The sequence below is a fragment of the Stenotrophomonas sp. AG209 genome (assembly GCF_003550055.1).
GTDB lineage: Bacteria > Pseudomonadota > Gammaproteobacteria > Xanthomonadales > Xanthomonadaceae > Stenotrophomonas.
The window spans coordinates 278,595-302,657 of record NZ_QXDB01000001.1 but is presented as its reverse complement, the minus strand read 5'-3'; the positions used below and the strand labels follow the sequence as shown (position 1 = coordinate 302,657).

The window sequence follows — 24,063 nt, the reverse complement described above, 5'->3', positions numbered from 1 at the left end:
GGAGATTCTGCCATGACCCAGCCCCTTCTGGATTTCGGTCTGCTGGGCGCCACCACGGCCCTCTCTATCGGCTGTGCTCGCATCGTTTCGTGGCTACTCGACCGGCGTGACTACACCGCCTCGCAGCGGTCCCGCGAAGCCCAGGTCATCGCACTCGCACGGGCTGAGATTGCCGCCACCACGCGCGGCGATCTGCTGGCCGCAGCTGCGTTCGCCGAAGAGCAGGAGCGCGCCGCATGAGCAGATTTCCCTCATTCGCCGAACTGGCGGAGTTCGATATGGGGCTTGCGGCGTGCGCCGCGCTCATTGCCGTTTGGCTGGGAGTGGCAATGCTCTCCATCGTGATCGAGCAGGCGTGGCTGGGGCTTCGTCGCCTGTGGAAGCTCGGCAAGGACCGCTCCAATGGCCGTTGATTGCGCGGTGCTGGCCGGGTCGGGACTCCCCTCGTCTAACAGGGGAGTCAGTGAATTCAGGAACGAGACGGGCACCCTGACGGTCGGCATTGACTGGTTCTCCGCTTCCATCGATCTGCGCGCAGCGCTGGACGAGGTCGCGTTCCGTGATGGCGACAGCTTCGAAGAGGTCCGCCAGTGGATCGAGTTCTCCCCAGAAAACGCACGCGTTGCAGCCCTGCAGGTGTTCTGCTGGTTCTTCGCCGGGCTTGGCCTTGAACTGGATGAGACAGCGGGCGGCGGTCGCTTCTACACGTGGCGCATCAAGATCATCGACGCAGCCAAGAAGTTCGTCGGGATGATCGAACTCGGCGGCGAAGAGTGTCGCCGCGCGGATGGCACGTATACCGCCCGCATCGAGCTAACCGGCGATGGATGCAAAGCGATAGGCGCAGCGCGCTGCGGCCATGCGCAGCGGTGGCTGGAGCTTCGAGCGAAGCTCGAAAGCTGCGCCGGAAGGATCACCCGTGTTGACGTGTGCGCCGATGACCTGGTGGGCGAATACCCACTGCGCATGGCTCAGAAGTGGTATGCAGCTGGCGAGTTCGACAACCGTGGTCAGCGCCCCAAAGCGCAGCTGGTGGACGACTACGACAGCGGCGACGGCAAGACGCTCTATATCGGCGGCAAGAAGTCCGAAAAGCAGCTGCGCGTGTACGAGAAGGGCAGGGAGCAGGGCGACAAGAGTTCGCCTTGGGTGCGCTATGAGGCGCAGTTCCGCAACTCCAACCGCAAGGAACTGCCGCTCGACATTCTGCGTGATCCGGCGTCCTACCTGCTCGGGGCTTATCCGGTGCTGTCCTTTCTGCGCTGCGTTGCCACGCGCATCGAAATCACGAAAGCCGCCGTTGAAGCGACGTGGAAGAGCGTTCGTCGCCACATCCGCCGCCAGTACGGCGCGGCCCTCAATTTCATCGCCAAGAACTGCCCTGACGATCAGGCGTTGCGGGCGGTAATCGAATCCTGCACTTCGCCATCGCTGCCGAAGTGGGTCACAGGTGACACAGCAGCGCATTGGCCCGAAATCGCGGCCGTACAGCCAACCTCAAAGGGGTAATGAAATGATCCAGAACGTCATCAAGGTCACCGTCCTGTCGTCCAGCGTTGATGAGCGCGGTGGCAGCTTCAAGAACGATGCAGGCGAGAGCGTGGAATACACCACCCGCAAGCAGAAGGCGAAGCTTGAAACGGCAGGCTTTGCCTATCCGTTCGATGTGCGCCTGGACAAGGGGCAGCAGCCGTTCCCCGAGGGCGAATATGAGCTGGACGTGGCCGCTATGGCACAGGTCAACAAGGGCGTGCTCTCGCTGAGCAAGTTCACCGCGCTGCGTGCGGTTCCCAAGGCCACTCCGCGTCCGGCAGCGCAGGCCTAAGCCATGGGCCTCTGCGTTGTCTTCGGGGAAGACGGAAAGCTGATTCCAACCGGTCAGCCCGTTGATCAGTGCGCGGGGTATGTGCTGATGAGCAGCGCAGAGGCATCCATGGTGACCGTCATCGCGGACGCCTTCCAGCCTCCAAGCAAAGAGCAGCTGGCGGTATGGGCAGGCGGTCCGTTCGGCCTCCTTCTTTTCCTCTTCGTCGCCGGTCGGATTGCCGGTTCCGTGGCGACGTTCTTCGACAAACACCGGTAACCCAACTACTCATGAAAGGAGTTTCACCATGGATTACGAAAGCATCCTCAGCGGCCTGTCGGTGGCCGGTGCACTGACCGCCTTCGCAGGTGCCGCCGCGCTGATCGCGCTGGTCGGCTTCGGCAAGTGGGCAGCCAAGAAGGTGGCCGGATTCTTCGGCGGCTGATCGCAAGGGCAGGGTGGGGCAGGGTTACCTGCCCCTTTTTATTGGAGGCGTTATGGACTTTGACAGCATCCTTGTAAATATCCGCCCACAGTTGGTGGTTATGGCGATCTGCGGAGCAGCGGCAATCGCGGCGCAGATTGAGTTCGCACTGTGGGCCGCGCCGAAAGTGGCGCGATTCTTCATCGCGAGGGGAACGCGATGATCTGGTGCCTATTCGCGGGGCTGTTGAGCGCGCTGTGTGGGGTCGTGGCGTGCATGGGGCTGGACGCATGATCCGGCTGCTCGCGCTGGCAATGCTCGCATCTTTGGCGCTGCTGATGCCTGGGCACGCGCGAGCCGCTGCGGATTGCCCCAACAACGGGACCTGCGATCAGGGCAAGGCCTACGCGATGTGCAAAGCGGCGATTGAGCGCACCAAGCAGAAGTTCGACGTTCCGGGCAATCCTTGGGGCAAGCCAACTGTTCGCCAGGACTGCCCGCAAGGCGGCACTGCTGCTAGCGGCTCTTTTACGTGTGCCGTTGGTGAGGGGCCGAATGGTGGTGCGGTTCGGTGCTACAACGCCGCAGGCGACGATAACACCCAGCAGTTCTACTTCAATGGCGCCTGCTCGACGCGCCCATATGAACTTGGCTGGCAAGGTGGAGAGACAGCGGTCACTGTGAATGCCTGTCACAACGGCTGCATGTACACCAGCTCACTTGATCCGGAAGGGGCGGCAGGCGTCGGCTTCTTCCCCACTGGCGGAACTTGCACAGAGTCTGATGCGCCAGCGCCGACGCCTGCAGGGGATGGCGGCGATCCGGGGGATGGCGGCGGTGGTGACGGCGGCGGCAGTGATCCGGGCGGCGGCGACGGTGGTGGCGACAACGGCGGCGGTGACGGCGACGGTGGTGGAAACAACCCCGGCGGCGGTGATGGCGGCAGCGGCGGGGGAGACGGAGATGGCGATGGCGACGGAGATGGGGACGGGGACGGTGATGGGGACGGCGGTGGACCCGGCCCGGGGCCAGGTCCCGGTGAGGGCGACGGAGATGGTCCCGGCGAGGTCGGTAGCGACGGCGGCCCCCTGTACGAGCGGGACAAGAACCTGACGCTGGATAAGGTGTTCAACGACTTCAAGCAGCAGGTCGAGAAGTTGCCGATCATCCAAGCAACCAAGTCGTTCTTCACCGTCAGCGTCGGCGGCAGCTGCCCTGTTTTCACGCTACCGGCGTCGCAGTACTGGGACACGATGACCTTCGATCTTCACTGCTACGGCGTCATCTATGAGTCATTCCTGCTGATGGGCTGGGTACTGCTCGCTATCGCGGCATTTATGGCCGCAAAGATCGCGCTGACATGATGAATATTCTCGCCTTCCTGATGCCGCACGCCGGGTGGTTGACCGACCTCACTCAATGGTTGCTCCGGCAGATACAACGCTTCTGGGACGCCCTTGTAGCGTTCTTCAATGACCTGCTCATCCTCGCCATTCAGACGATGCTGGCGTTGATGATCAAGATGATTGGCGCTCTGCCGGTCCCGGATGTGTTGAAGAACTACAGCATCGGCACGCTACTTGGAAATGCGGGCAGCACGGTGGGTTGGTTCGTGCAGACATTCAAGCTTGGCGAGTGCTTGGCGCTTATCGGTTCCGCCGTCGCGTTCCGGATTCTGCGCAAGGTCATGACTATGGGGAAATGGTGACATGCTGGTTTTCAATGAAGGCGTTCCGCGTGCAGGGAAGAGCTATGACGCGGTCAAGAATCACATCCTGCCGACGATCAGGAAGGGGCGACGGGTGTTCGCGCGGCTCAATGGCCTCAACCATGAGCGAATCGCTGAATACCTGGGCATGCCGGTCGATGAGGTCCACCAGCTGCTCACGCTGGTAGACACGAAGGACGTGGCAGCGACGTTCGCTTGCTACAAGGATGACGTGACCGGCCAGTGGTGCATTCCGGATCAGTTCAAAGATTCGCTGTGCGTCATTGATGAGGTGCACGAGTTCTACGTTGCACAGCGCCAGCCACTGCCCGATGCGGTAGAAAATTTCTGGGCGCTGCTTGGTCAGAACGGCGGCGATGCGGTCATCATGACGCAGTGGATCAACCGCGTTCATCAGGCGGTTCGTGCGCGCATCGAGCGCAAGAACGTCTTCCAGAAGCTCACCGCTGTAGGCATGAAGAACCGCTACCGGGTGACCTTCTTTCACACCACCTCGCCGGGCAAGTATGAGCGGGTAGGAGGCAAGACTGAGAAGTACGATCCCGCGATCTACCCGCTCTACCACGGTTACGCCGTGGGCGCTGAGAACACCGAGGTGTACGAGGAGGGCGGCACCAACGTTTGGAAGGCGCTCGCGCTCAAAGGCGGCGTCATGGGCGTGGTCGGGATCGTCGGCGCCGTGGCCTTTATCGGTTTCTTCCTGAGTGGCGGCGGGCTGGTGCCGGAGGAAGAAAAGGCGAAGGAAAAGCAGCTGCATGGCGTCACCGCCGCGGCGCCGGCAGATCAAAGCACGATTCCGAATCTGCCGGGCGTGCCCGCTCCCAAGGCCGCCCCTGATCCTATGGACGCGTTGACTCCGGAACAGCGGTACGTGGCGCAGCTGTCGAAAGCGAACCGTATCCGGCTGGCGCTCACGGCTGTCTTTGGCGAGCGCCAGGTCGGCATGGTCGAGTGGGTTGACAGCAGTAACAATACGGTCGACCAGCTGACGTTTGACGCGTTGATTGCGCTGGGCTTCCGGGTGCGAGTATTTGCCTATGGCGCCAACATCAGCGCCGACAGTTACAAGCTGGTCGCTACACCATGGCCGCGCCAAGCGCCGCGACGTGAGGAGGACCCGACGCTCTATCGCCTGGACAAGCCGGACGCTGGCACCGGCATTGCGACCGCAGGGAGTGAGGCCGGTGCTGGCGTCCGGGTCGTCAGCGCACAAGGGGCAGTTTCCACTGCCGGAGGCACGCTGGTTCGGGTGGGTGAGCGCCCTGTGGGGACATTCCCCGAGTCGAAGCCGTACCCACCCAGCTTCTGAGGCGTGATGCGTCACGCAAATTGACTGTATCGAGTACCATCCCTCCAATCTGGAGGGGAATATGGACATTCGACTTGGGGCGATGTGTGTATTGCTGGTCATGACCGGCGTGGCGTCAGCACAGCAGATTCATTCAGCGAGGGGGCCAGCGCCAAAGCCAATTCCGGCAGCGCCCAAGGCCGCGTATAACTCGATGGCGAAGACGACAACGCCATTCAACTGTGAACAGTACCGCTGGCCGAACCATCCTCATCCGGGCATGAAACCGCTCTGTGATGGGCTTGAGGCCAATGCATTACAGCAGGAGTCCAGGCAGGCGGGACGCCCAAGTCCATCTGCCGAGGTGGTGGCGCTACCTGCGATGGGTACGGATGCAGCCAAGCGCTCAGGAATGGCATGCATTGGCGGTCAGGCGATGCGTAGGCTACCAAACGGGTGGGAACAGGTGTCCTCGCGTTCTGGCGGCTGGTTGCGCTGTCGGGAGCAGTGATCCGGGGTGTAGGGGCAGCGCCCCTACGGAAACGCCTCACACGCGCTCGTGGCGTCTCGGCCCCGGTACCGGCAGGACTGCCTCTGGCGGCTCGGCGTCAGGGCCAGCCATCGCCACCGCCGACCGCTGTTTGCGCCGGCTCACCACGTCTCGCAGATTAACGACAGTGGCAGGATGATGGAGGATGCTTGCGTCGCGATTGCGTGCATTTCTGGAACTGTCGATCGACGGCGCCGAGCGTGCAGCTTCCATCATCCGGCGCCATTCCTGCGCTTGGCAGGCGGTGAGCGACAGCCAGGCCAGATCTTCCGGAAGCAGCTCGCGGCCTTCGGGCGTGATCAGACGATCACCGAGGAAAGAAAAACCGGCCCATGGGCCGGTCAAGTCGATACGGTGGTGCGGGTCGAACTCAATCATGCCGCGATCTCATCCTTGGCCGGGGACTGAGGGCGTAGGCAAGAGCCGAGCCAGAGGCCCAGCCATTGCCACGCCGAGGACACGAACGCGACCACAGCCCGATACAACATTTCGCATAATGTATATTATGTTCTTTGGCTTGAGGGCCGGCACGACCCTTGGCCAGTCCCCGGGCTCCTGCTCTGACATGGGACCTGATCGTGCGTCATCGGAACCTGGCTAACCCTCGTGATCAATGTGGCCACACTGCTGGCCGCTGCAACCGGCGTTTAGCCGCCGTGACCGTCCGCACGATCAACACCGCCAGCAACGGGATCGCGATTCCATACACATACTGGGTCAGCGTCACGCCAATCCCGAACGGGAACCAGATCGTTGGAACCCCCAGCGAACCGAGTTCACCCGTGTACTGCGATACGGTAATCACCAACATCACGGTCAGCGCCATGCCGCGCATTGGCCCATTGCGGGCTATCCGCGCGGCGACAAGCACGAGCAGCGCGAGTGTGCCGAGGCGAAAGACCTGAGTGGCCCAGGCAGCCCCCATAACGCCTCCAGCAACCCCCAGCGCCGCCAGAACAAGGGCGCCAGCATCGATCGCCCGCGAAGGTGGCAGCACCCAGCGATTCCACGCCAGCGCCCATGCCGCCAGACTGAGCGGCATCCACAGCACATTGTTCAACCAGGTGTAGGCCGGCAGGCTGAGCAGATCTGTCCAGGAGACGATCGCGTTGTCCAGCCGCTTCACGGCAGAGAGCAGAAGCGCGACGCAGACGAAGGCGATGAACGACTGATGGCTGCTGAGCGGCCTTAGCGACAGCGCCAACACGATCACCATGGCCATCGCCAGCGGCTCGACCACTTCAACAATGTAGCCCGCGACGGTACGCCACCATTGCACGCGATGCAGCTCACGGCTTTCTGGCTGCGACGCAAGTGTCGGGGCCACGTGGATGCCGCCGCTCGCAGGGCCGGAAGCACTGCCGGGCTGCATGAATACTCTTATGGCGATCACACCCTGCGTGCCTGCCGCATCAGCGGGCAGCGAAAAGATCATCGGCCGCGTACCCACGACACGAGGCGACTCCCCTAGCCTGCCTGAGCCGCCCAGGCGCTTGCCGTTCCAGTACAGCTCGTAGCCATCCTCCACGGCGGTAGGCCCGAGGATGTCCCATACGCGGCCGCCCTCTGGAATCACAAGCGAGCGCCGGTACCAGGCATATCCCTGGTACCCGGCGTGACCGTGTGCCATCCATCCGCCGACATAGTTGGGCAGCCCCACGTCGCCGTCGATGCTGCTGGCCGGCGCGCTCAGGTCGAGTGTTTCCCAGGACGAATCATCCACTGAGACACCCGCCCAGCGCGGATCGTCACCGACATGAAATTTCCATGGCCCGTCAATCAGGGGTGCCACAGCGCGGAGCCTGGATGGATCAGGCCGACCGCCGATGGCAAGGACGGCGGCGATGCATATCCAAGCCACCAAGGTGAGCACCAGGATGCCGATGACGGACGTGCGTTGCCCCGATGGTGCAAGGAACGGGAATCTGGTTGCCGCAGTCATTACGGGTCCTCTGCAATGGAGTCGCCAAGGATTCTTGCTGCACGGGCAGGCCGCCCCTGCCCCACCTGGTCCTACAGAAACCGGTGCATCACATACACATCAACCAATCCCAGCGACCGATGCCGGAACGCCGCCGGTAGCGTCCCGACCACGGCGAAGCCCAGCTTCCGGTACAGCTCAACCGCTGGCGCATTGGTGCTGACCACGTAATTGAACTGCATGGCCAGGAACCCCTCCGATCTTGCGCGATCCAGGCTGTCTTCCACCAGCGCCCGCCCGATGCCACGCCCTTGCGTCAGCGGATCGACCACGTAGGTGGCGCTGGCCACATGCGCCCCCAGGTCCGGGTAGTTGGCGCCCATCTTGTACATTCCGACCACGCGTCCTTCCAGAACGGCCACAAAGGCCGCCTGCACTCCGAACCAATGGCTCCGAAAGGTGCCGGCCTCGAAGGTGCCGGCGAACGGAAGCGAATCCTCCATCGCAATGGCCGCCTTGAAAATCGCCCACATGGCGTCGAAGTCACCGTCGGTGGCAGCTCGGATATCCATGCGATTCCTCACGGATCGGCGTAGTGGGCAAGGCGGACACTAGCAGAATCCAGCAAGCGTCCCCTACCCGCTTCACGCGCCACCGCCATCGGTTCGGCAATAGTTGAGTGAATTCCGGCCCTTAGAGCAGTACATGCCCCCTACTTCCGCGCGCATCCCGCACCGGCTCCGCCGATGGCGCGTCGCTGGCTACATCCTGCTGGGCGTGTACGTTCTCTACCTGCTGGCCGGCAACATCTTCCTCAACACCCCGCTGTTCGACCAGGTCACCAACCGCAAGCCGCACAAGTTCGTGATGACCACCGGCCCGGCCATCACGCTGCTGCCGGGCCACGTCATTGCCTGGAACGTGCATATGCGCGGCCACGTCAACCACACCGTCTACGTACTGCACGCCGAGCGTGCCAGCGCTCGCTTGGCGGTCCTGCCCCTGTTCCGCCGAGAAGTGCGGGTTCCGCGATTGCAGGCCACTGGCGTGTCGGCCGAGATCAGTCGCGTCGAGGACGCCATTCCGTCACCGCCGCGTAGCGACCAGGGCTGGGCCCTGCGCTTCGACGCCATCCACAGCGACAGCATCCGCAGTGCCCGGCTCGGCAAGCTGCTGATCATCGGAAAGGGCCAGGGCACGGTCGGGTTCCTCAAGCAGCTGCGCGGCGGACCGTCCGAACTGTTCGATTCCGAGGTCTCGTTCAGCAAGGCAGACACCAGCTATGACGGCGTGCAGCTGCTGGGCGACATGGATCTGACCGCGCGCTTCAGCTATCCGCGCCACTATCGCGACCAGGCGCCCGGCCTGGCCAAGTTGAAGCTGCTGCATGCGCAACTGGAGGTGGATGCGCGCAGCCAGGGCCTGCGCATGGATACGGATGCGCAGACGCCGCGCATCTCCAGCTCGCCAGTGCCCGGCCGCCTGCAACTGGCAGTTCACATGATCGACGGCCAGCTGCAACCCGGTGACCACGCGCTCTGGCAGGTGCCGCTCTTCCTCGGCGATGGCGCGCCCAATCGCGGCGTGCTGGCCCTGCAGCTCAATGTGGCCAACGACCTGCGCCTGCAGGCCCGCCTGCCGCCACGCCCGGATTCGGCCGCCGGCATCGATGCCGACCTGCTCATCACCGGGCGCGAGATTCCGTTCCAGCACCCTGCCCAGCTGCTGGAACGCAGCTCCGGTACCGTGCGTGGCGAATGGGCCTTCACCTCGCTCAACTGGATCCCTGCCCTGTTCGTGCGCAAACCATGGCTGCAACTCGACGGCGGCGGCACCCTGAAGGCCGATCTGCGCCTGCGCAATGGCGAACTGATGGAAGGCAGCACCGTGGACATTCCCTCCGCCGCGGCGGTGGCCGAAGTGGCCGGCGTGCGTCTGGCCGGTACCGCCAGCGCGCATGGCGAGCTGAAGGCCGGCAGCCCCAACCAGGCACAGCTGGCGATCCGGTTGCCCCGCTTCACCGCGCGGCCCAGCGATGCGAAGGATGTGCGGCTGTTCGACGGGCGTGACCTGGCCGTGGACCTCACCGGCGATGGCCGCCTGCAGGAACTGCGCAAGGGCGTTCGTGCGCGGTTGCGCTTCAGCCAAGCGACCATCCCGGACCTGGCCGCCTACAACCGCTACCTTGGCTCCCAACAGGTGCGCCTGCTGCGGGGCACCGGCAGCCTCAGCGGCGACGCCACGCTCGACACCGATGGCCGCGTCGGCCACGGCACCGCGCGGCTGCTGGGCCGCAATGCCAGCGCCAAGGTAGCGGGCCTGGACATGGGCGGCGATGTCGACGTGAATGCGACGCTTCGCCGCGGCGACTTCAACCAGCGCCATTTCGATCTGTCCGGCACCACCGTGGAGCTGCGCAATGTGCAGGTGGCGGGCACCGATTCCAGCAGCGTGTGGAAAGGCCGTGCCGTGTTCAAGCGGGGCCGCATCGACGCGCAGTCCCCGTTCCAGGTGGACGCCACCACCGATCTGACCCTGAGCGATGCACGCCCCTTGCTGGCGGTGTTCGCCAGGCGCACCGACTATCCGCGCTGGACGCTGTCGCTGCTCGACTCCGGCCAGGTCGATGCACAGGCCACGTTGCGCTGGCGCCCAGGTCATCTGCTGATCGACGGCCTGCGGGCCGAGAATGATCGCCTGTCGGTACGTGCGCGGCTGGATCTGCTGGAGCAGCGCAAGCGTGGTGATCTCTACCTGCGTTGGGGGCTGCTGGGCGCGGGCATCGAGCTTGATGGCGAACAGCGCCAGTGGCATCTGGCCAAGGCGCGGGAATGGTTCGATCAGCGCCCTTCGCTGTTGCCGGCTGGCGAAAGTGGAAGCGCCGCGGGTTCTTCAGACTGATCGCCCCGGGCTGCATCCATTTGCCGCTTCCGTTCGTATGAGCGTGTAAACGCAGGACGGAGCGGCACGGAATGAAGCGGCGTTCACAGGTTATGGGCCTTCTGGGATGGGGTGTGGTCACTTTTGCGGCGGCGGCAGTCGGCGCGTGGGCATCGACATCCGCCGCCAGCTTCTACGCCACCCTCGCCTTGCCCGCCTGGGCACCGCCTGCCACCGTGTTTGGCCCGGTGTGGAGCCTGCTCTACGCGATGATGGCCATTGCGGCGTGGCTGGTCTGGCGCGAACGCGGCTGGCGCAACGCACAGCCGGCCTTGGCGCTCTATCTGGTGCAGCTGGCCGTCAACGCCCTCTGGAGCTGGCTGTTCTTCGGCTGGAAGCTGGGCGCGCTGGCCTTCGTCGACATTCTTGTATTGATCACCCTGGTCTGCGCAACGATCGTTGCCTTCGCCCGCATCCATCGCGGCGCGGCGGTGATGCTGCTGCCTTACCTGGCCTGGATATCGTTCGCCTCGGCGCTGAACTTCGCGGTGTGGCGCGCCAATCCCGGGTTGCTGTGACCCAGTGTCAGTGCTCTCAGGCCTGTGCGACGCGCTGCGGCTGCCATGCACGCAGCAACGCCGGCTTGAACGCCTGCTGGCCACAACCCGTGGGGCATCGCACCACGCGTGCGGCGGTATGGCTGACCAGTCCCTGCCCCTCTTCCGCCTTGAACACCGTTTCGCAGCACAGGCAGCGCGCAACCAGCGAGTACAGGTGGAGCAGGCGCCCACTGGCCGGATCCTGCAGGGCATCCACATCCAGCAACTCGAATTGGCAGCTGTCGGCAAGCATGCGGTATGGCGTTGAAGGCAAGGTCTGCAGGTTCACGGGACGTGGTCACTCAGGAATGTGCGTTCACCCTAGGCAAGTCGGTGTCGAGCGCGCGTGCAGCGCACATGTACCTTTCGCGAAACATGCAAGTGCTGTTGGAATGTTCAGATGAAGAATTCAGGTTTGAATGAAACGTTCTTCACGCGCACGTGCTGGTAGGCGAATGCACGATTTTGCTTCACCATCCATGCATACCGGATGCAGCGCTGGGCCATTCCAGCCATCCACGAATCATGAGTCCCGCCCTTGATGCCTTCTGCCGAGCCCACGCACGACACCGCTAAGTCCCGTTGTGCGCGCGAACCGATCCACACGCCCGGTGCCATCCAGCCATACGGCGTGCTTCTGGTAGTGGAGCCACAGTCACTGCGGGTGCGTGAGCGCGCCATCAGCCAGCCGGGGTTGCTGCAGCAGTTCGGCGAACCCTTGATGCAGCATGTCAGCGAAGTACTGGGCGGCGTGCTGGCACCCTTCCAGGCGCTGTTCCAGCAGGCCACGGTGGGCAGCAGCGCCCATGTCGGCGCTGTGCACCTGGATGGCCATGGGCGGCATCAGCTGCTGGTGCATCGCTCCGCCACCGATCTGCTGATCGAGCTGGAGGCACCGGTTCCCGGCCAGCCGGGTTCGCTGGAAGAACTGTATCCGTCGATCCGCGAACTGATGACCGGCATCGAATCGGCTACCACCGTGGAAGATCTGTGCCAGCTGGCGGCCGCGCACATGCGCCGACTGACCGGCTTCGACCGTACCCTGGTCTACCAGTTCGATGCCGGCTGGAACGGCATCGTGGTCGCCGAGGATGGCAACGGCCTGTTGCCGTCCTACCTGGACCTGCGCTTCCCCGAGTCGGACATTCCGGCCCAGGCCCGCGAGCTGTACCGGCGCAACCGGGTGCGACTGATCGCGGACAGCAACTACACCCCTGCCCCGCTGATGCGCAGCGACGAACACCGCGACGCACCGGCCACCGACCTGAGCCTGGCCGTGCTGCGCAGCGTTTCGCCCGTGCACCTGCAGTACATGCGCAACATGGGCACCGGCGCGTCGATGTCGGTGTCGCTGGTGCATGAGGGCCAGCTGTGGGGCCTGGTGTCCTGCCACACGGTGCAGCCGCGCCGCCTGCCCTACCACGTGCGCACCGCCTGCGAATTCATGGGCCAGATCCTCTCGCTGCAGATCGCACTGAAGGAGCGTGCCCGCGCCATCGAAGAGCGCGTGGCGCGCCGCTCGGTGCTGGTAAAGCTGCTGGCACGCATGGCCGGCGATGAGGATTTCATGGCTGCGCTGCGCCACGATGAAGCCAGCCTGCTGTCGCTGACCGGCGCGGCAGGCGCCGCCATCGTGCACAAGGGCGACTGCATGCGTGTGGGCCAGAGCCCGCCCGCAACCGACGTGCTGGCCCTGGCCGATTGGCTGGCCGCACAGCAGGCCGGGCAGGAGACGTACTGCAGTGACCACCTGGCAGCCGACTGGGCGCCCGGTGCGCGCCTGTCCGACGTGGCCAGCGGCGTACTGGCGGTGTCCATTTCGCAGCTGCATGACAGCTACCTGATGTGGTTCCGCCCCGAAGTGCTGCGTACCGTGCGCTGGGGCGGCGATCCACGCAAGACCGCGGCACCCGACGTGGCACTGTCGCCGCGCAGCTCCTTCGAGGCCTGGAAGGAAACCGTTCAGCAGCGCAGCCTGCCGTGGAACGACGCCGACCGCGATGCCGCCCACGAGATGCGCACCGCCATCGTCGACATCGTGCTGCGCAAGGCCGAAGAAATGGCCGAGCTCAACGAGCAGCTGGTCCGCAGCAACAAGGAACTCGAAGCGTTTTCCTATTCGGTCAGCCACGACCTGCGTGCGCCCTTCCGCCACATCGTCGGTTACTCGGAGCTACTGGGCAGCTCGGCCGGCGAACGCCTCAACGATACCGAGCGCCGCTTCCTGGATACCATCGTGGAGTCGGCCAAATCTGCCGGAACGCTGGTGGACGACCTGCTGAGCTTCTCTCAGATGGGTCGCTCCACGCTCGGCCGGGTGCGGCTGGACATGGCCGCACTGGCCAAGGATGTGCGCCGCAGCCTGGCGCTGGACTACGCAGGACGCGACGTGCAGTGGACACTGGCGCCGCTGCCGGAGGTGCAGGCCGACCCGACAATGATGCGCCTGGTCTGGCAGAACCTGCTGGCCAACGCGGTCAAGTTCACCCGTGAGCGCGAGCAGGCAGCGATCGAGATCGGCCATGAGCGCCTTGAGGAGGAGGACCACTTCTTCGTGCGCGACAACGGCTGCGGTTTCGACATGCGCTACGTGGACAAGCTGTTCGGCGTGTTCCAGCGCCTGCACCATGTCGAGGAATTCGAAGGCACGGGCATCGGCCTGGCCAATGTCCGCCGCATCGTCGGCCGCCATGGCGGCCGCACCTGGGCCGAGGGCGAACCCGGCAAGGGCGCCACGATCCACTTCACCCTACCCCGTTCCACAGGAGATCACCCATGAGGGACCTGCGGCCGATCCTCTTGGTAGAGGACAGCCCCAAGGATGCAGAGCTGACGCTGGCGGCGTTGTCGCGTTGCCAGTTGCTGAACGATGTCATCCATGTACGCGACGGCGCCGAAGCGCTGGACTACCTGCGCTGCGAAGGCAAATTTGCCGGCGCCAACCACGGCGGCCCGGTGGTGGTGCTGCTGGACCTGAAGCTGCCCAAGGTGAACGGCCTGGAGGTGCTGGAGCAGGTACGTGGCGATTCGAACCTGAGCAGCACGCCGGTGGTGATGCTGACCTCCTCCCGCGAAGAGCAGGATCTGGTGCGCAGTTACGAACTGGGCGTCAACGCATTCGTGGTCAAGCCGGTGGACTTCAAGGAGTTCTTCGACGCCATCCAGGGCCTGGGCATGTTCTGGGGCATCACCAACCAGCCGCCGCCGCATCGCCCCAACGGCTCGGGGCAGCACGATGCGTGATGGATCGCGCCGCAGCGAGCGCCTGCGCATCCTCATGCTGGAGGACAGTGCGCTTGATGCGGAGCTGATCACCGCACAACTGCAACGGGCCGGCCTCGACTTCGAGGCCGAGCGCCTGTGGACCCGCAATGCCTTCATCGAGGCGATCGAGAATCGCGCCTTCGATGTCATCCTGGCCGATCATGTGCTACCGGGATTCGATGGCGACGCCGCGCTGGCGCTGGCCCGAGAGCGCATCCCGCAGACGCCCTTCATCTTTGTCTCCGGCACGCTTACCGAGGAGCTGGCGGTACAGGCCCTGACCCGTGGCGCGCGCGATTACGTGGTCAAGCAGCGCCTGCAACGCCTGCCGGATGCGATCCGCCGCGCCCGCCAGGAGGCGCACGAGCGCACCCAGCTGGCCCACGCCCAAGCCGCCCTGAATGACAGCCAGGCCCAGCTGCAGCAGGTGACCGATGCCGTCCCGGCACTGATCGCCCAGCTCGACAGGGAGCATCGCTACCGCTTCGCCAACAAGGCCTTCCTCGACTGGCACGGCGTCAGCCTGGCCGAACTGCTGGGCCGTACTGCGCGCGATGTCAGTGGCATTTCCGCCTTCGAACATGCCCTGCCCAGCATCGAACGGGTGCTGCAGGGTGAGCGCACCCGCTTCCAGGTGGAACTGGCCCACCGCAGTGGCGAGTCACGATTCGTGCAGATGGACTGCGTGCCGGAGCGAGGCGCCGACGGCACCGTGGTCGGCTACATCTGCCTGGGCAGCGACGTCTCCGGGCTGAAGCAGGCCGAGCTCGCCCTGCGCGAAGACAACCAGCTGCTCGAGCAGCAGGTGCAGGCGCGTACTGCCGAGCTTCGGGCCAGCAAGCGACGCTTGCAGGCCATCTTCGAATCCAGCTTCCAGCACCAGGTGCTGCTGGACCAGGGCGGCCGCGTGGTCGACGCCAATATCGCCTCGTTGGCCGCCGTACTGGCCGACAAGCCCGATGTGGTGGGTCAGCGCTATGGGCAATCGCTGTGGTTCGCCACCAGCGGCGACGTCGGCACCCTGGTGGACCAGGCCGTTGCCGCTGCCGCGAAGGGGCACAGCTCGCTGCATGCACTGGATCTGGAGTTGCCCACCGGCCGTCGCAGCTACGATTTTTCGTTCCGTCCGCTATTGGATGCCGAAGGCGCGGTGACGGCGGTGGTGTCGGAGGCCGTGGAAACCACCGCCCGCCTGCAGGCCGAGCATGCACTGCGCCAGTCACAGAAGATTGAAGCGGTGGGCCAGCTCACCGGCGGCATCGCCCACGACTTCAACAATATCCTGACGGTGATTTCCGGCAACGTCGAACACGCCATGCTGCTCAGCGAGCGTGCCGGCGAGCCGGGCGCCATCGTCAGCCGTGCGCTGGACAACGCCCTCAAGGGCGTGGGCCGTGCCGCCAGCCTGACCCAGCGCCTGCTGGCATTTGCCCGGCGCCAGCCGCTGCACAGCCAGGCCGCCAATCTCAACGATCGCCTGCTGGACATGCATGACATGCTGCAGCGTGCGTTGGGCGAGCTGGTGCAGCTGGAAATCCGCGCCGCTGCGGACGTCTGGTGCGTCGAGATCGACGTCAGCCAGCTGGAGGCTTCGGTGCTCAACCTGGCCGTCAACGCCCGCGATGCCATGCCCCACGGCGGCCGGCTGGTGATCGAGGTCGACAACAGTCATCTCGACCACGATTACGCTGCCCTGTTCCCCGATGCAGCGCCTGGCGAATACGTGATGCTGCGGGTCCGCGACAACGGCCACGGCATGGACGCGGCCACCCTCGCGCGCGTGTTCGAGCCCTTCTTCACCACCAAGCAGGTCGGCCGCGGCACCGGCCTGGGCCTGTCGATGGTGCACGGCTTCGTCAAGCAGTCCGGCGGCCATGTGCTGATCGATTCAATGGAAGGTGGCGGCACCAGCATCACCATGATGTTCCCGCGTTCCGCGCTGGCCCTGCCCTGCGCGGCAAGCGCGCCTCAGACAGGCTTGGCGGGCTACTCGCCGCGCGAGGAAACCATCCTGGTGGCCGAGGACAACGATGATGTGCGTGCGCACACCGTTGATGCCCTGCGCCTGCTCGGCTATCGCGTGCTGGAAGCGCACGACGGCCCCTCCGCGCTGCGGCTGCTGGAACGTCCCGACACCCGGGTGGACCTGCTGTTCTCGGACGTGGTGATGCCCGGCATGTCGGGTTGGGAGCTGGTGCGTGAAGTGCGGGAACGCTGGCCGGAAGTCGCCGTGCTGTTCACTTCGGGGTATCCACGCGACCACGACCAGGTGGGCAGCCAGGGCCGGGCAGCCGCGCTGCTGCCCAAGCCGTTTACCCGCAGCGACCTGGCCCAGGCCGTGCGTACCGCGCTGGAAGGTGCCGCGCACTGAGGTCAGGCAACCGGGTCGCTCACGTCCATCGCGATCCGGTTGATGTCCGCGCACTCCACCGTGGCAGGCGGATGTTCCCTGCCGGCCAGTGCAATCATCGCCTGGCCGAGGGCCAGATTGCTGGTCATCAGCGATGGCGCAATCGCACCGGCCAGCTTCATCAACGGTGCGCCACCCCAGTACAAGGGCTTCAGCAGGGGATGGCGGGTATCAGTTCCCTCGACAGGGCGCACGCCACCCGGGCGCAGCATGACCGTGCGGACCGGCAGTTCCTGCAGTGCCCGCTCGGTCTCGCCCTTCACCCGCAATGGCATTACCCGGCTTCGCGCATCCGCGCCGGCGCCGGAGACATACAGGAAGCACCCCTGCGGATTCGCGGCGGCCCAGGCGCGGGCAACGGCCAGGGTGGTGTCCAGCGTCACCCGCCGGTACTCGGCCTCGGCCGTGCCCACCGGCGGAGCGCCGGCGCAGTAGAAGCAGGCGTCGAATCCCAACAGGTCATCCTGCCGTTCCTGGATACGCAGAAAGTCAGGCACGATCAGTTCGCTGCCAGTGCCATTGAGACTGCCCGGGTGCCGGACCAGGGCAGTCAGATCGGCGACCCGGGGCGAGCGCTGGCAGGCCAGGGCCACACCCTGCCCCACCAGCCCTGCAGCACCGGTCAACAGAACCCGTAGCGCGCCCGTTGCCATCGCCGCACTCATCCTAGAGCTTCACAAACCGCTGGATCTTCCGCGCCAGCCAGCCACTGAACACCAGTGGCGCATCCAGCGCCGACACGCAGATGCACGGCAGGCCCGGCGCCGTCACCGGTTGATGCTCCACTTCCTCATCCAGATCCGCCACGTCGCCCGGTGCAAACAGCCCCAGCGCATCGTTGTAGGAACCGCGCAGGATCTGGGTCAGCTCGCTGCGGCCATGGCTGTGCATGGGCAGGCACTTGCCCGGGGCGATCTTCAGCATGATCAGCGACGGCATCTGCTCGGCACGGATGCAGTGCACGCCCGGCGCCATCCAGCGCCAACGCAACCCGCTGAGCGAGGCGCCGAAGAAGGGGTGCAGCGAGGCAGGCAGATGGTCCGGGTCGGCCTCGGGCCGCTCCTTCGGCACGGAACGCGCGGCTCCGGTCATGGCAATCGGCATTTCCGCAGCCAACTGCATCAGCATGGCCTCACGCAACTGCTCACGCCGCGAATCGGCGGTGGACGGTTGTGTCTGTTCCAGCAGAGCGGAGCCGATCGCCTCAGCCTCGCGCAGGCGCTGGCGGCAATGCGGGCACTGCTCCAGGTGGGCGCCGGCCACGATGCTCAGCGGCGCCGGCAGCGCGCCGGCGGCATAGCTCATCAAGGTGGATTCATGCAGGTGGTGATGCGGATTCACAGCGCACCTCCCACTTTGGCCTGCAGTTGCAGAAACGCGCGGCGCAGGTGTGATTTGACCGTCCCCAGCGGCATGCCGAGTGCCTCGGCGATCTCGCTGTGGCTTTTGGCTTCGAAATAGGACATCCGCACCAGTCGCGCCTGCACCGCGGGCAGCTCGTTGATGCGCTGGCGCAGCCGTGCCTGGTCGGCGAACTGCTCGGCGCTGCTACGTTCGATCACATCCACCGTCGCAGCGTCCTCCACCGCCGCCTGCACCTGCATCCAGCTGCGTTCGCGCCGTATGCGATCGATATGCAGATTGCGGGCGATGCGATACAGCCAGGTACTCAGCGCCCCCTGCGCAGGATCGAAGTCGGCAGCGCGCAGCCATAGCCGCAGCAGGCTCTCCTGCGCCAGCTCCTCGGCCACCGCCTCAGGCACGCCCAGGCCACGCAGGTACACGCACAGCCGCGGCATGAAGTAGTCGTAGATCCGCATGAAACAGTCGCGGTCACGCAGCCGTGCCACGCCGTCCATGTCACCGGCCCAGTTCGTCGGCTCGTTGCTCGGCTGCTGGGCGCTGGACACGATGCGTACGCTATCGAAGTTGAGGAGGTGGCTGGCGGCGTCAGGGTACATCGGCGTTCGCGGCGGGCGGGTGAAGGTCTGTCCTCTGTACGGGCGGGGGCAGCAATTGGATGCAGGCAATGCAATGCATCCAACCAGCCGCTCCCGCCGTATCACCTGGACCCTTCCCTTCCGGATGAACGCCATGCGCGCTGCCTGGCTGTTGCTGTGCCTGCCCCATGCTGCGCTGGCGGCGCCCTGGCTGCGAAGCGAGGGCGTGGCGACCTCCAGCCAGGGCGCCGTCCTTTACCGTGAGGTGCACTGGCGGCGCGAGGCAGCGGAGGGCGCCGAGCGATGGGTGTTGTACCAATGCCCGGACGGCCAGCCATTCGCCCGCAAGCATCTGCCGGCAAGCGCCCGGCCGCAGGCACGGGGCTACTCGCTTGAGGATCGTCGCAGCGGCCAGAAGGCCGAGGTGGAGGCCGCCGGCGATTCGGTGTCGATCTCCTGGCGGGAAGATGGCACAAGCCCGCTGCGGCAGGGCAAGCTTGCGTTGCCGACGGATGCGGTGATCGATGCGGGATTCGACGCGGCGGTGCGCCTGCACTGGCCGGCGCTGCTGCGGGGCGAGCGCATCACGCTACCGTTCCTGGTACCGGCGCGCCAGCGCTACTTCCCGGTACAGGTGCGGCGCACCGGTCCTGTTCGCTGGCAGGGTATCGACGCCCAGGCCATCGAGGTCAGCCTTGATACCTGGTACGGCGGCATCGCGCCGCGCCTGGCCCTGGTCTACGCCACTGCCGACCGCCGCCTGCTGGAGTTCCGCGGCACCAGCAACCTGCGCGATGCGCGCGGCAGCTACCCGCAGGTGACGGTGCGCTTCCGCTCGCCACCGGCCGAGCAACCGGCAAGCGACTGGCAACAGGCGTGGGCGCAACCCCTGGTGGAGCGTTGCATCGTGACGCCCAGGTGAAATGGAAATTTACTGCGCCGTGGCGCATCCATTGCGCATCCTGCTGCGTAAAGGAAGACACGACACCCGCCGAGATCCGCCATGGCCTCTGTAGCGCCCCTTCCCCGTCGACGCTGGCACCTGCTGCGCACGCTGCAGCGCTGGTTCGATACCGGCAACGCCGCAGACGCCACCGGCGAGCGGCCGGGGCGCATCGACTGGTTGCGCGCCGTGCCCTTCGCGCTGATGCATCTGGCCTGCTTCGCGGTGATCTGGGTGGGCTTCTCGTGGACTGCGGTAATCGTGGCCGCAGCACTCTATGCGGTGCGCATGTTCGCCATCACCGCGTTCTACCACCGCTACTTCTCCCATCGCACCTTCCAGGCATCGCGTCCGGTGCAGTTCGTGTTCGCGGTGATCGGCGCCTCCAGCGTGCAGCGCGGGCCGCTGTGGTGGGCTGCCCACCATCGCCACCATCACCGTCACGCCGACCAGCCGCTGGACCCGCACTCCCCCCGTGAAGGCGGCTTCTGGCGCAGCCACATGGGCTGGTTCCTGACCCGCGAGGCCTTTGCCACCGATCTGTCGCGGGTACCGGACCTGGCGCGCTTCCCCGAACTGCGCTGGCTGGACCGCTTCGATACCGCCGTGCCGGTTCTGCTGGCCGCAGCGCTGTATGCACTGGGCGCCGGGCTGGAGCGATGGGCACCGGGCCTGCACACCTCCGGACCACAGTTGCTGGTGTGGGGCTTCTTCATCTCCACCATCGTGCTGTTCCATGCCACGGTCACCATCAATTCACTGGCCCATCGCTTCGGCCGCCGCCGCTTCGAGACCCGCGATGACAGCCGCAACAACCTCTGGCTGGCCCTGCTGACCTTCGGCGAAGGCTGGCACAACAACCACCACTTCTTCCCGGGCACCGTTCGCCAGGGCTTCCGCTGGTGGGAAGTGGACCTGACCTGGTATGGGCTGCGCGCGATGGCGGCGCTTGGGCTGGTCAAAGGGCTCAAGCCGATTCCCGAGTGGGTGCTGGCCAAGGCGAGGTACTGACATGCGCATCGCGATCATCGGTTCCGGCATTGCCGGACTGGCCAGCGCCTGGTGGCTGGACGGCGAACACGACGTCACGCTGTTCGAGGCCAACGACTACCTGGGCGGCCATACCCACACCCACGACGTGCAGGTGGAAGGCATGCGCATGGCGGTGGACACCGGCTTCATCGTGTTCAATCCCCAGCACTATCCGCTGCTGACCGCATTGTTCGACGAGCTGGGCGTCGCTTCGCAGCCGACCACGATGAGCTTCTCGATGCACAGCGAGCGCAGCGGCGTGGAGTACAACGCGACCTCGCTGGATGGCCTGTTCTGCCAGCGCCGCAACCTCGTGTCGCCGCGGTTCTGGGGCATGCTGGCCGACCTGCGCCGGTTCTACCGCGATGCCCCCCTGTTGCTGGCAGAAGACGAGGGCCCAACGCTGGGGCAGTACCTGCGCAGCCAGCGCTACGGCGATGCCTTCATCGACGAGCACCTGCTGCCGATGGCCTCCGCGCTGTGGTCGTCCCCGACGGCCACGGTGATGGACTTCCCGGCCCGCTACATGGCCCAGTTCATGGCCAACCACCAGATGCTGCAGATGACCGGGCGAGCGCCGTGGCGGGTGGTGAGCGGCGGATCGGCGCGCTATGTCGATGCCCTGCGTGCCCGCTGGCGGGTGCATGAGCGGCTGGAGTGCCCGGTGCAGTCGGTCGAGCGCATGCCCTGGGGGGCGCGCGTGCACAGCGCGGCCGGCGTGGAAGGCTTCGATCAGGTCATCCTGGCCTGCCACAGCGACCAGGCCCTGGCGCTGCTGCGTGACGCCGACTCCATCGAGCGCGACGTGCTCGGCGCCATCCGCTATCAAACCAATGAAGCGGTCCTGCATACCGATGCGTCATTGCTGCCGCGCAACCGCAAGGCGTGGGCGGCATGGAACGCCCATGTGCCCCGCGACCCTGCCGCGCCGTGCACGGTCAGCTACTGCATGAACCTGCTGCAGGGCCTGCCCGGCAACACGCCGCTGGTGGTCACGCTCAACCGCAGCGCGGCGATCGACCCCGGCAAGGTGCTGCGCACCCTGCGCTACGCCCATCCGGTGCACGACCATGCGGCAGTGCGCGCGCAACAGCGCTGGGCCGAGCTGCAGGGCCGCCGTCACACCTGGTTCGCGGGCGCCTATTGGGGCTGGGGTTTCCATGAGGACGGCATCCGCAGCGCCCGCCGCGTGGTCGATGCCCTGCGCACCTGCGAGCCGCACCGGGTCATGGCGGCTCACGGCGAGGTGGCCGCATGAGCGCCAGCGCGCTCTACTTCGGGCAGGTGATGCACCGCCGGCACCTTCCACACCCGCATGCGTTCCGCTATCCGATCGCACAGCTGCTGCTCGACCTGGATGAGCTCGACAGCGTGTTCGCCGGGCGCTGGCTGTGGTCGATCAATCGCCGCAACCTGGCCGAATTCCGTCGCAGCGATTACTTCGGCGATCCCGCGCGGCCTTTGGCCGATGCAGTGCGCGACCACGCTGCAGCCACCCTCGGCTACCGGCCCACCGGCCCGGTCCGCCTGCTCACCCATCTCCGCTTCGCCGGGCACGTGTTCAACCCGGTCAGCTTCTACTACTGCTACCGGGCCGATGGCAGCACGCTGGACTGCATCGTCGCCGAGATCACCAACACGCCCTGGAAGGAACGGCACGCCTACGTGCTGCCAGTCGCAACGGCCACGCACGAAGGCACCTCGCTGCGCTGGCGGTTCGACAAGTGCTTCCATGTCTCGCCCTTCATGCCGATGGATTGCCATTACGACTGGCGGTTCAACTGCCCTGATGAGGATCTGCGCGTGCACATGCAGGTCTGGCGCGACGGCGCGCGCCAGTTTGATGCCACCCAGGTCATGCAACGGCACGCCCTGGATGGCCGCGGGCTGGCCCGCGTCCTGGCCTGCTATCCACTGATGACCACCCAGGTGGTGGCCGCCATCCACTGGCACGCGTTGCGGCTATGGCTGAAACGCAATCCCGTGCACGACCACCCCACCCTTGCCGAGAAACCGCGATGAACTCAATGACTCCTTCGGTCGCGCTGCCGCGCCCCGGCTCCTTGGATGCCTTCCTGCGCCGCCGCCTGCTGGCCCAGCTGGCCCCGATGCGCGACGGCCGCCTGTGCGTGCGCGACGCGCTGGGCGAAGTCTGGTTGGGTGATGCCCGCGGCGAACTGCATGTCACCGTCACCATCGAAGACCCGGCGTTCTATCGCAAGGTGGCGGCACAGGGCAGCGTCGGTGCAGGCGAAAGCTACATCCACGGCGAATGGCACTGTGACGACCTGGTCGCCCTGATACGGCTGCTGGTGCGTAATCGCGATCTGCTCGACGGCATGGAACACGGCCCGGCCCGAGTGGGCGGCTGGCTGTTGCGTGGCTGGAACCGCCTGCGCCGCAACAGTCGTGAAGGCAGCCGCCGCAACATCGCCGCGCACTACGACCTCGGCAACGACTTCTTCGCCCTGTTCCTGTCGCCGGACCTGATGTACTCCTCGGCGCTGTTCGCCGAAGAAGGCGAGTCGCTGGAGTCCGCCTCGCACCGCAAGCTGGACCGCATCTGCCAGCAGCTGCAACTCAAGCCAGGCGACCGCGTGGTGGAGATCGGTACCGGTTGGGGTGGTTTTGCGCTGCACGCGGCGCAGCACTATGGCTGCCACGTCACCACCACCACCATCTCCGCTGAGCAGCATGCGCTGGCCACCGAGCGCGTCCGCATCGCCGGCCTGCAGGACAAGGTCACGCTGCTGATGCAGGACTACCGCGACCTGCAGGGCCAGTTCGACAAGCTCGTATCGATCGAAATGATCGAAGCCATCGGTGCGGAGTACCTGGACACCTACATGGCCACGCTGCAGCGCCTGCTCAAGCCCGATGGCATTGCCCTGCTGCAGGCCATCACCATCGAGGACCATCGCTACGAGCAGGCCCGGCGCAGCGTCGACTACATCAAGCGCTATGTGTTCCCGGGCAGCTTCATTCCGTCGATCAACGCGATCATGGCCGCCAAGACCCGCTCCAGCGACCTGCAGCTGATCGCCCAGCAGGACTTCGGCCACTCCTACGCACTGACCCTGCGCGCCTGGCGCCAACGTTTCCTTGCCCAGCTGCCCGCCGTGCAGGCGCAGGGCTTTGACACGCGCTTCTGCCGGATGTGGGAGTTCTACCTGGCCTATTGCGAGGGCGGCTTCCTGGAGCGTTCGATCGGCGTTTCGCATCTGCTGCTGGCGCGTCCGGGGCATCGTCCGAGTGCCTCGCCGGACCAGGGCAGCTGAG

General features: G+C 65.6%; 27 protein-coding genes. 19 read left to right on the top strand and 8 right to left on the bottom strand.

What is annotated here, in order from left to right; translation table 11 throughout:
• The first annotated feature begins 12 nt into the window (after positions 1–12).
• The 9 genes from DFO63_RS01380 to DFO63_RS01345 all read left to right on the top strand — a co-directional run bounded on the left by DFO63_RS01380 (position 13) and on the right by DFO63_RS01345 (position 5,266).
• Complete coding sequence (locus DFO63_RS01380; RefSeq protein ID WP_095378030.1) at positions 13–240, top strand: hypothetical protein; 228 nt, start codon at positions 13–15, stop codon at positions 238–240.
• Positions 237–413: a hypothetical protein gene (locus DFO63_RS22085; RefSeq protein WP_170944929.1), complete on the top strand. Its 177-nt coding sequence runs from the start codon at positions 237–239 to the stop codon at positions 411–413. Before DFO63_RS01380 ends, DFO63_RS22085 begins: the two co-directional genes overlap by 4 nt.
• On the top strand, positions 403–1,509 hold the full coding sequence (locus DFO63_RS01375; protein ID WP_119006253.1) for a replication initiation factor domain-containing protein: 1,107 nt from the start codon (positions 403–405) through the stop codon (positions 1,507–1,509). The genes DFO63_RS22085 and DFO63_RS01375 overlap by 11 nt, the downstream gene beginning before the upstream one ends.
• A 4-nt stretch (positions 1,510–1,513) precedes the next feature.
• Complete coding sequence (locus tag DFO63_RS01370; RefSeq protein ID WP_119006252.1) at positions 1,514–1,825, top strand: single-stranded DNA-binding protein; 312 nt, start codon at positions 1,514–1,516, stop codon at positions 1,823–1,825.
• Between the two features lie 3 nt (positions 1,826–1,828).
• Positions 1,829–2,083, top strand: a complete 255-nt coding sequence (locus DFO63_RS01365; RefSeq protein ID WP_049439782.1) for a hypothetical protein — start codon at positions 1,829–1,831, stop codon at positions 2,081–2,083.
• Between the two features lie 28 nt (positions 2,084–2,111).
• Entirely contained in the window at positions 2,112–2,249 is a 138-nt protein-coding gene (locus DFO63_RS01360) for a hypothetical protein (protein WP_032958702.1), read from the top strand.
• A gap of 269 nt (positions 2,250–2,518) precedes the next feature.
• Entirely contained in the window at positions 2,519–3,592 is a 1,074-nt protein-coding gene (locus DFO63_RS01355) for a hypothetical protein (RefSeq protein WP_220452923.1), read from the top strand.
• Entirely contained in the window at positions 3,589–3,936 is a 348-nt protein-coding gene (locus DFO63_RS01350; RefSeq protein ID WP_119006251.1) for a phage coat protein, read from the top strand. The genes DFO63_RS01355 and DFO63_RS01350 overlap by 4 nt, the downstream gene beginning before the upstream one ends.
• Position 3,937: 1 nt before the next feature.
• Positions 3,938–5,266 carry a zonular occludens toxin domain-containing protein gene (locus DFO63_RS01345; RefSeq protein ID WP_119006250.1) on the top strand — a complete coding sequence of 443 codons (1,329 nt, stop codon included), beginning with the start codon at positions 3,938–3,940 and terminating at the stop codon, positions 5,264–5,266.
• Between the two features lie 526 nt (positions 5,267–5,792).
• Here the strand turns inward: DFO63_RS01345 and DFO63_RS01335 are convergent.
• The 3 genes from DFO63_RS01335 to DFO63_RS01325 form a co-directional block, all read right to left on the bottom strand.
• Positions 5,793–6,173: a DUF3653 domain-containing protein gene (locus DFO63_RS01335; protein WP_119006248.1), complete on the bottom strand. Its 381-nt coding sequence runs from the start codon at positions 6,171–6,173 to the stop codon at positions 5,793–5,795.
• 232 nt (positions 6,174–6,405) lie between these two features.
• Positions 6,406–7,737: a glycoside hydrolase family 2 gene (locus DFO63_RS01330; RefSeq protein ID WP_119006247.1), complete on the bottom strand. Its 1,332-nt coding sequence runs from the start codon at positions 7,735–7,737 to the stop codon at positions 6,406–6,408.
• A gap of 71 nt (positions 7,738–7,808) precedes the next feature.
• Positions 7,809–8,288 carry a GNAT family N-acetyltransferase gene (locus tag DFO63_RS01325; protein ID WP_119006246.1) on the bottom strand — a complete coding sequence of 160 codons (480 nt, stop codon included), beginning with the start codon at positions 8,286–8,288 and terminating at the stop codon, positions 7,809–7,811.
• A gap of 133 nt (positions 8,289–8,421) precedes the next feature.
• On the opposite strand from DFO63_RS01325, the gene DFO63_RS01320 reads away from it, so the two are divergent.
• Complete coding sequence (locus DFO63_RS01320; protein ID WP_119006245.1) at positions 8,422–10,617, top strand: hypothetical protein; 2,196 nt, start codon at positions 8,422–8,424, stop codon at positions 10,615–10,617.
• A gap of 71 nt (positions 10,618–10,688) precedes the next feature.
• Complete coding sequence (locus DFO63_RS01315; RefSeq protein WP_049445281.1) at positions 10,689–11,174, top strand: TspO/MBR family protein; 486 nt, start codon at positions 10,689–10,691, stop codon at positions 11,172–11,174.
• Positions 11,175–11,190: 16 nt separating this feature from the next.
• Here the strand turns inward: DFO63_RS01315 and DFO63_RS01310 are convergent, their stop codons facing one another.
• Both DFO63_RS01310 and DFO63_RS22080 read right to left on the bottom strand, forming a co-directional pair.
• Positions 11,191–11,484, bottom strand: coding sequence for a hypothetical protein (locus DFO63_RS01310; protein ID WP_032127324.1), 294 nt, complete (start codon positions 11,482–11,484; stop codon positions 11,191–11,193).
• A gap of 107 nt (positions 11,485–11,591) precedes the next feature.
• Positions 11,592–11,801 (bottom strand): hypothetical protein, encoded by a 210-nt coding sequence (locus DFO63_RS22080; protein WP_182474419.1) that lies wholly within the window; start codon positions 11,799–11,801, stop codon positions 11,592–11,594.
• On the opposite strand from DFO63_RS22080, the gene DFO63_RS01305 reads away from it, so the two are divergent.
• The 3 genes from DFO63_RS01305 to DFO63_RS01295 are packed head-to-tail and all read left to right on the top strand — an operon-like array spanning position 11,737 to position 16,830.
• A complete protein-coding gene (locus DFO63_RS01305; RefSeq protein ID WP_049445284.1) occupies positions 11,737–13,974 on the top strand; it encodes an ATP-binding protein in 2,238 nt (745 codons plus the stop codon). The two genes, DFO63_RS22080 and DFO63_RS01305, sit on opposite strands and share 65 nt — an antisense overlap.
• Positions 13,971–14,438, top strand: coding sequence for a response regulator (locus DFO63_RS01300; RefSeq protein WP_049445287.1), 468 nt, complete (start codon positions 13,971–13,973; stop codon positions 14,436–14,438). Before DFO63_RS01305 ends, DFO63_RS01300 begins: the two co-directional genes overlap by 4 nt.
• Positions 14,431–16,830, top strand: a complete 2,400-nt coding sequence (locus DFO63_RS01295; protein WP_049445290.1) for a hybrid sensor histidine kinase/response regulator — start codon at positions 14,431–14,433, stop codon at positions 16,828–16,830. The genes DFO63_RS01300 and DFO63_RS01295 overlap by 8 nt, the downstream gene beginning before the upstream one ends.
• A gap of 2 nt (positions 16,831–16,832) precedes the next feature.
• Here the strand turns inward: DFO63_RS01295 and DFO63_RS01290 are convergent, their stop codons facing one another.
• Genes DFO63_RS01290 through DFO63_RS01280 form a run of 3 tightly spaced genes read right to left on the bottom strand, consistent with a single transcriptional unit; the run spans position 16,833 to position 18,830 of the window.
• On the bottom strand, positions 16,833–17,534 hold the full coding sequence (locus DFO63_RS01290; protein WP_259337345.1) for an oxidoreductase: 702 nt from the start codon (positions 17,532–17,534) through the stop codon (positions 16,833–16,835).
• 1 nt (position 17,535) lies between these two features.
• Positions 17,536–18,210, bottom strand: coding sequence for a ChrR family anti-sigma-E factor (locus DFO63_RS01285; RefSeq protein WP_049445293.1), 675 nt, complete (start codon positions 18,208–18,210; stop codon positions 17,536–17,538).
• A complete protein-coding gene (locus DFO63_RS01280; protein ID WP_049445296.1) occupies positions 18,207–18,830 on the bottom strand; it encodes a sigma-70 family RNA polymerase sigma factor in 624 nt (207 codons plus the stop codon). The genes DFO63_RS01285 and DFO63_RS01280 overlap by 4 nt, the downstream gene beginning before the upstream one ends.
• Before the next feature lie 133 nt (positions 18,831–18,963).
• On the opposite strand from DFO63_RS01280, the gene DFO63_RS01275 reads away from it, so the two are divergent.
• From DFO63_RS01275 to DFO63_RS01255, 5 genes are all read left to right on the top strand, one after another.
• A complete protein-coding gene (locus DFO63_RS01275) occupies positions 18,964–19,731 on the top strand; it encodes a hypothetical protein (protein WP_119006963.1) in 768 nt (255 codons plus the stop codon).
• Positions 19,732–19,812: 81 nt separating this feature from the next.
• Entirely contained in the window at positions 19,813–20,763 is a 951-nt protein-coding gene (locus DFO63_RS01270; protein ID WP_049445299.1) for an acyl-CoA desaturase, read from the top strand.
• 1 nt (position 20,764) lies between these two features.
• On the top strand, positions 20,765–22,042 hold the full coding sequence (locus tag DFO63_RS01265; RefSeq protein WP_119006244.1) for an FAD-dependent oxidoreductase: 1,278 nt from the start codon (positions 20,765–20,767) through the stop codon (positions 22,040–22,042).
• Positions 22,039–22,806: a DUF1365 domain-containing protein gene (locus DFO63_RS01260; RefSeq protein WP_119006243.1), complete on the top strand. Its 768-nt coding sequence runs from the start codon at positions 22,039–22,041 to the stop codon at positions 22,804–22,806. Before DFO63_RS01265 ends, DFO63_RS01260 begins: the two co-directional genes overlap by 4 nt.
• On the top strand, positions 22,803–24,062 hold the full coding sequence (locus DFO63_RS01255) for a cyclopropane-fatty-acyl-phospholipid synthase family protein (protein WP_119006242.1): 1,260 nt from the start codon (positions 22,803–22,805) through the stop codon (positions 24,060–24,062). Before DFO63_RS01260 ends, DFO63_RS01255 begins: the two co-directional genes overlap by 4 nt.
• The last annotated feature ends 1 nt before the right edge of the window (position 24,063 follow it).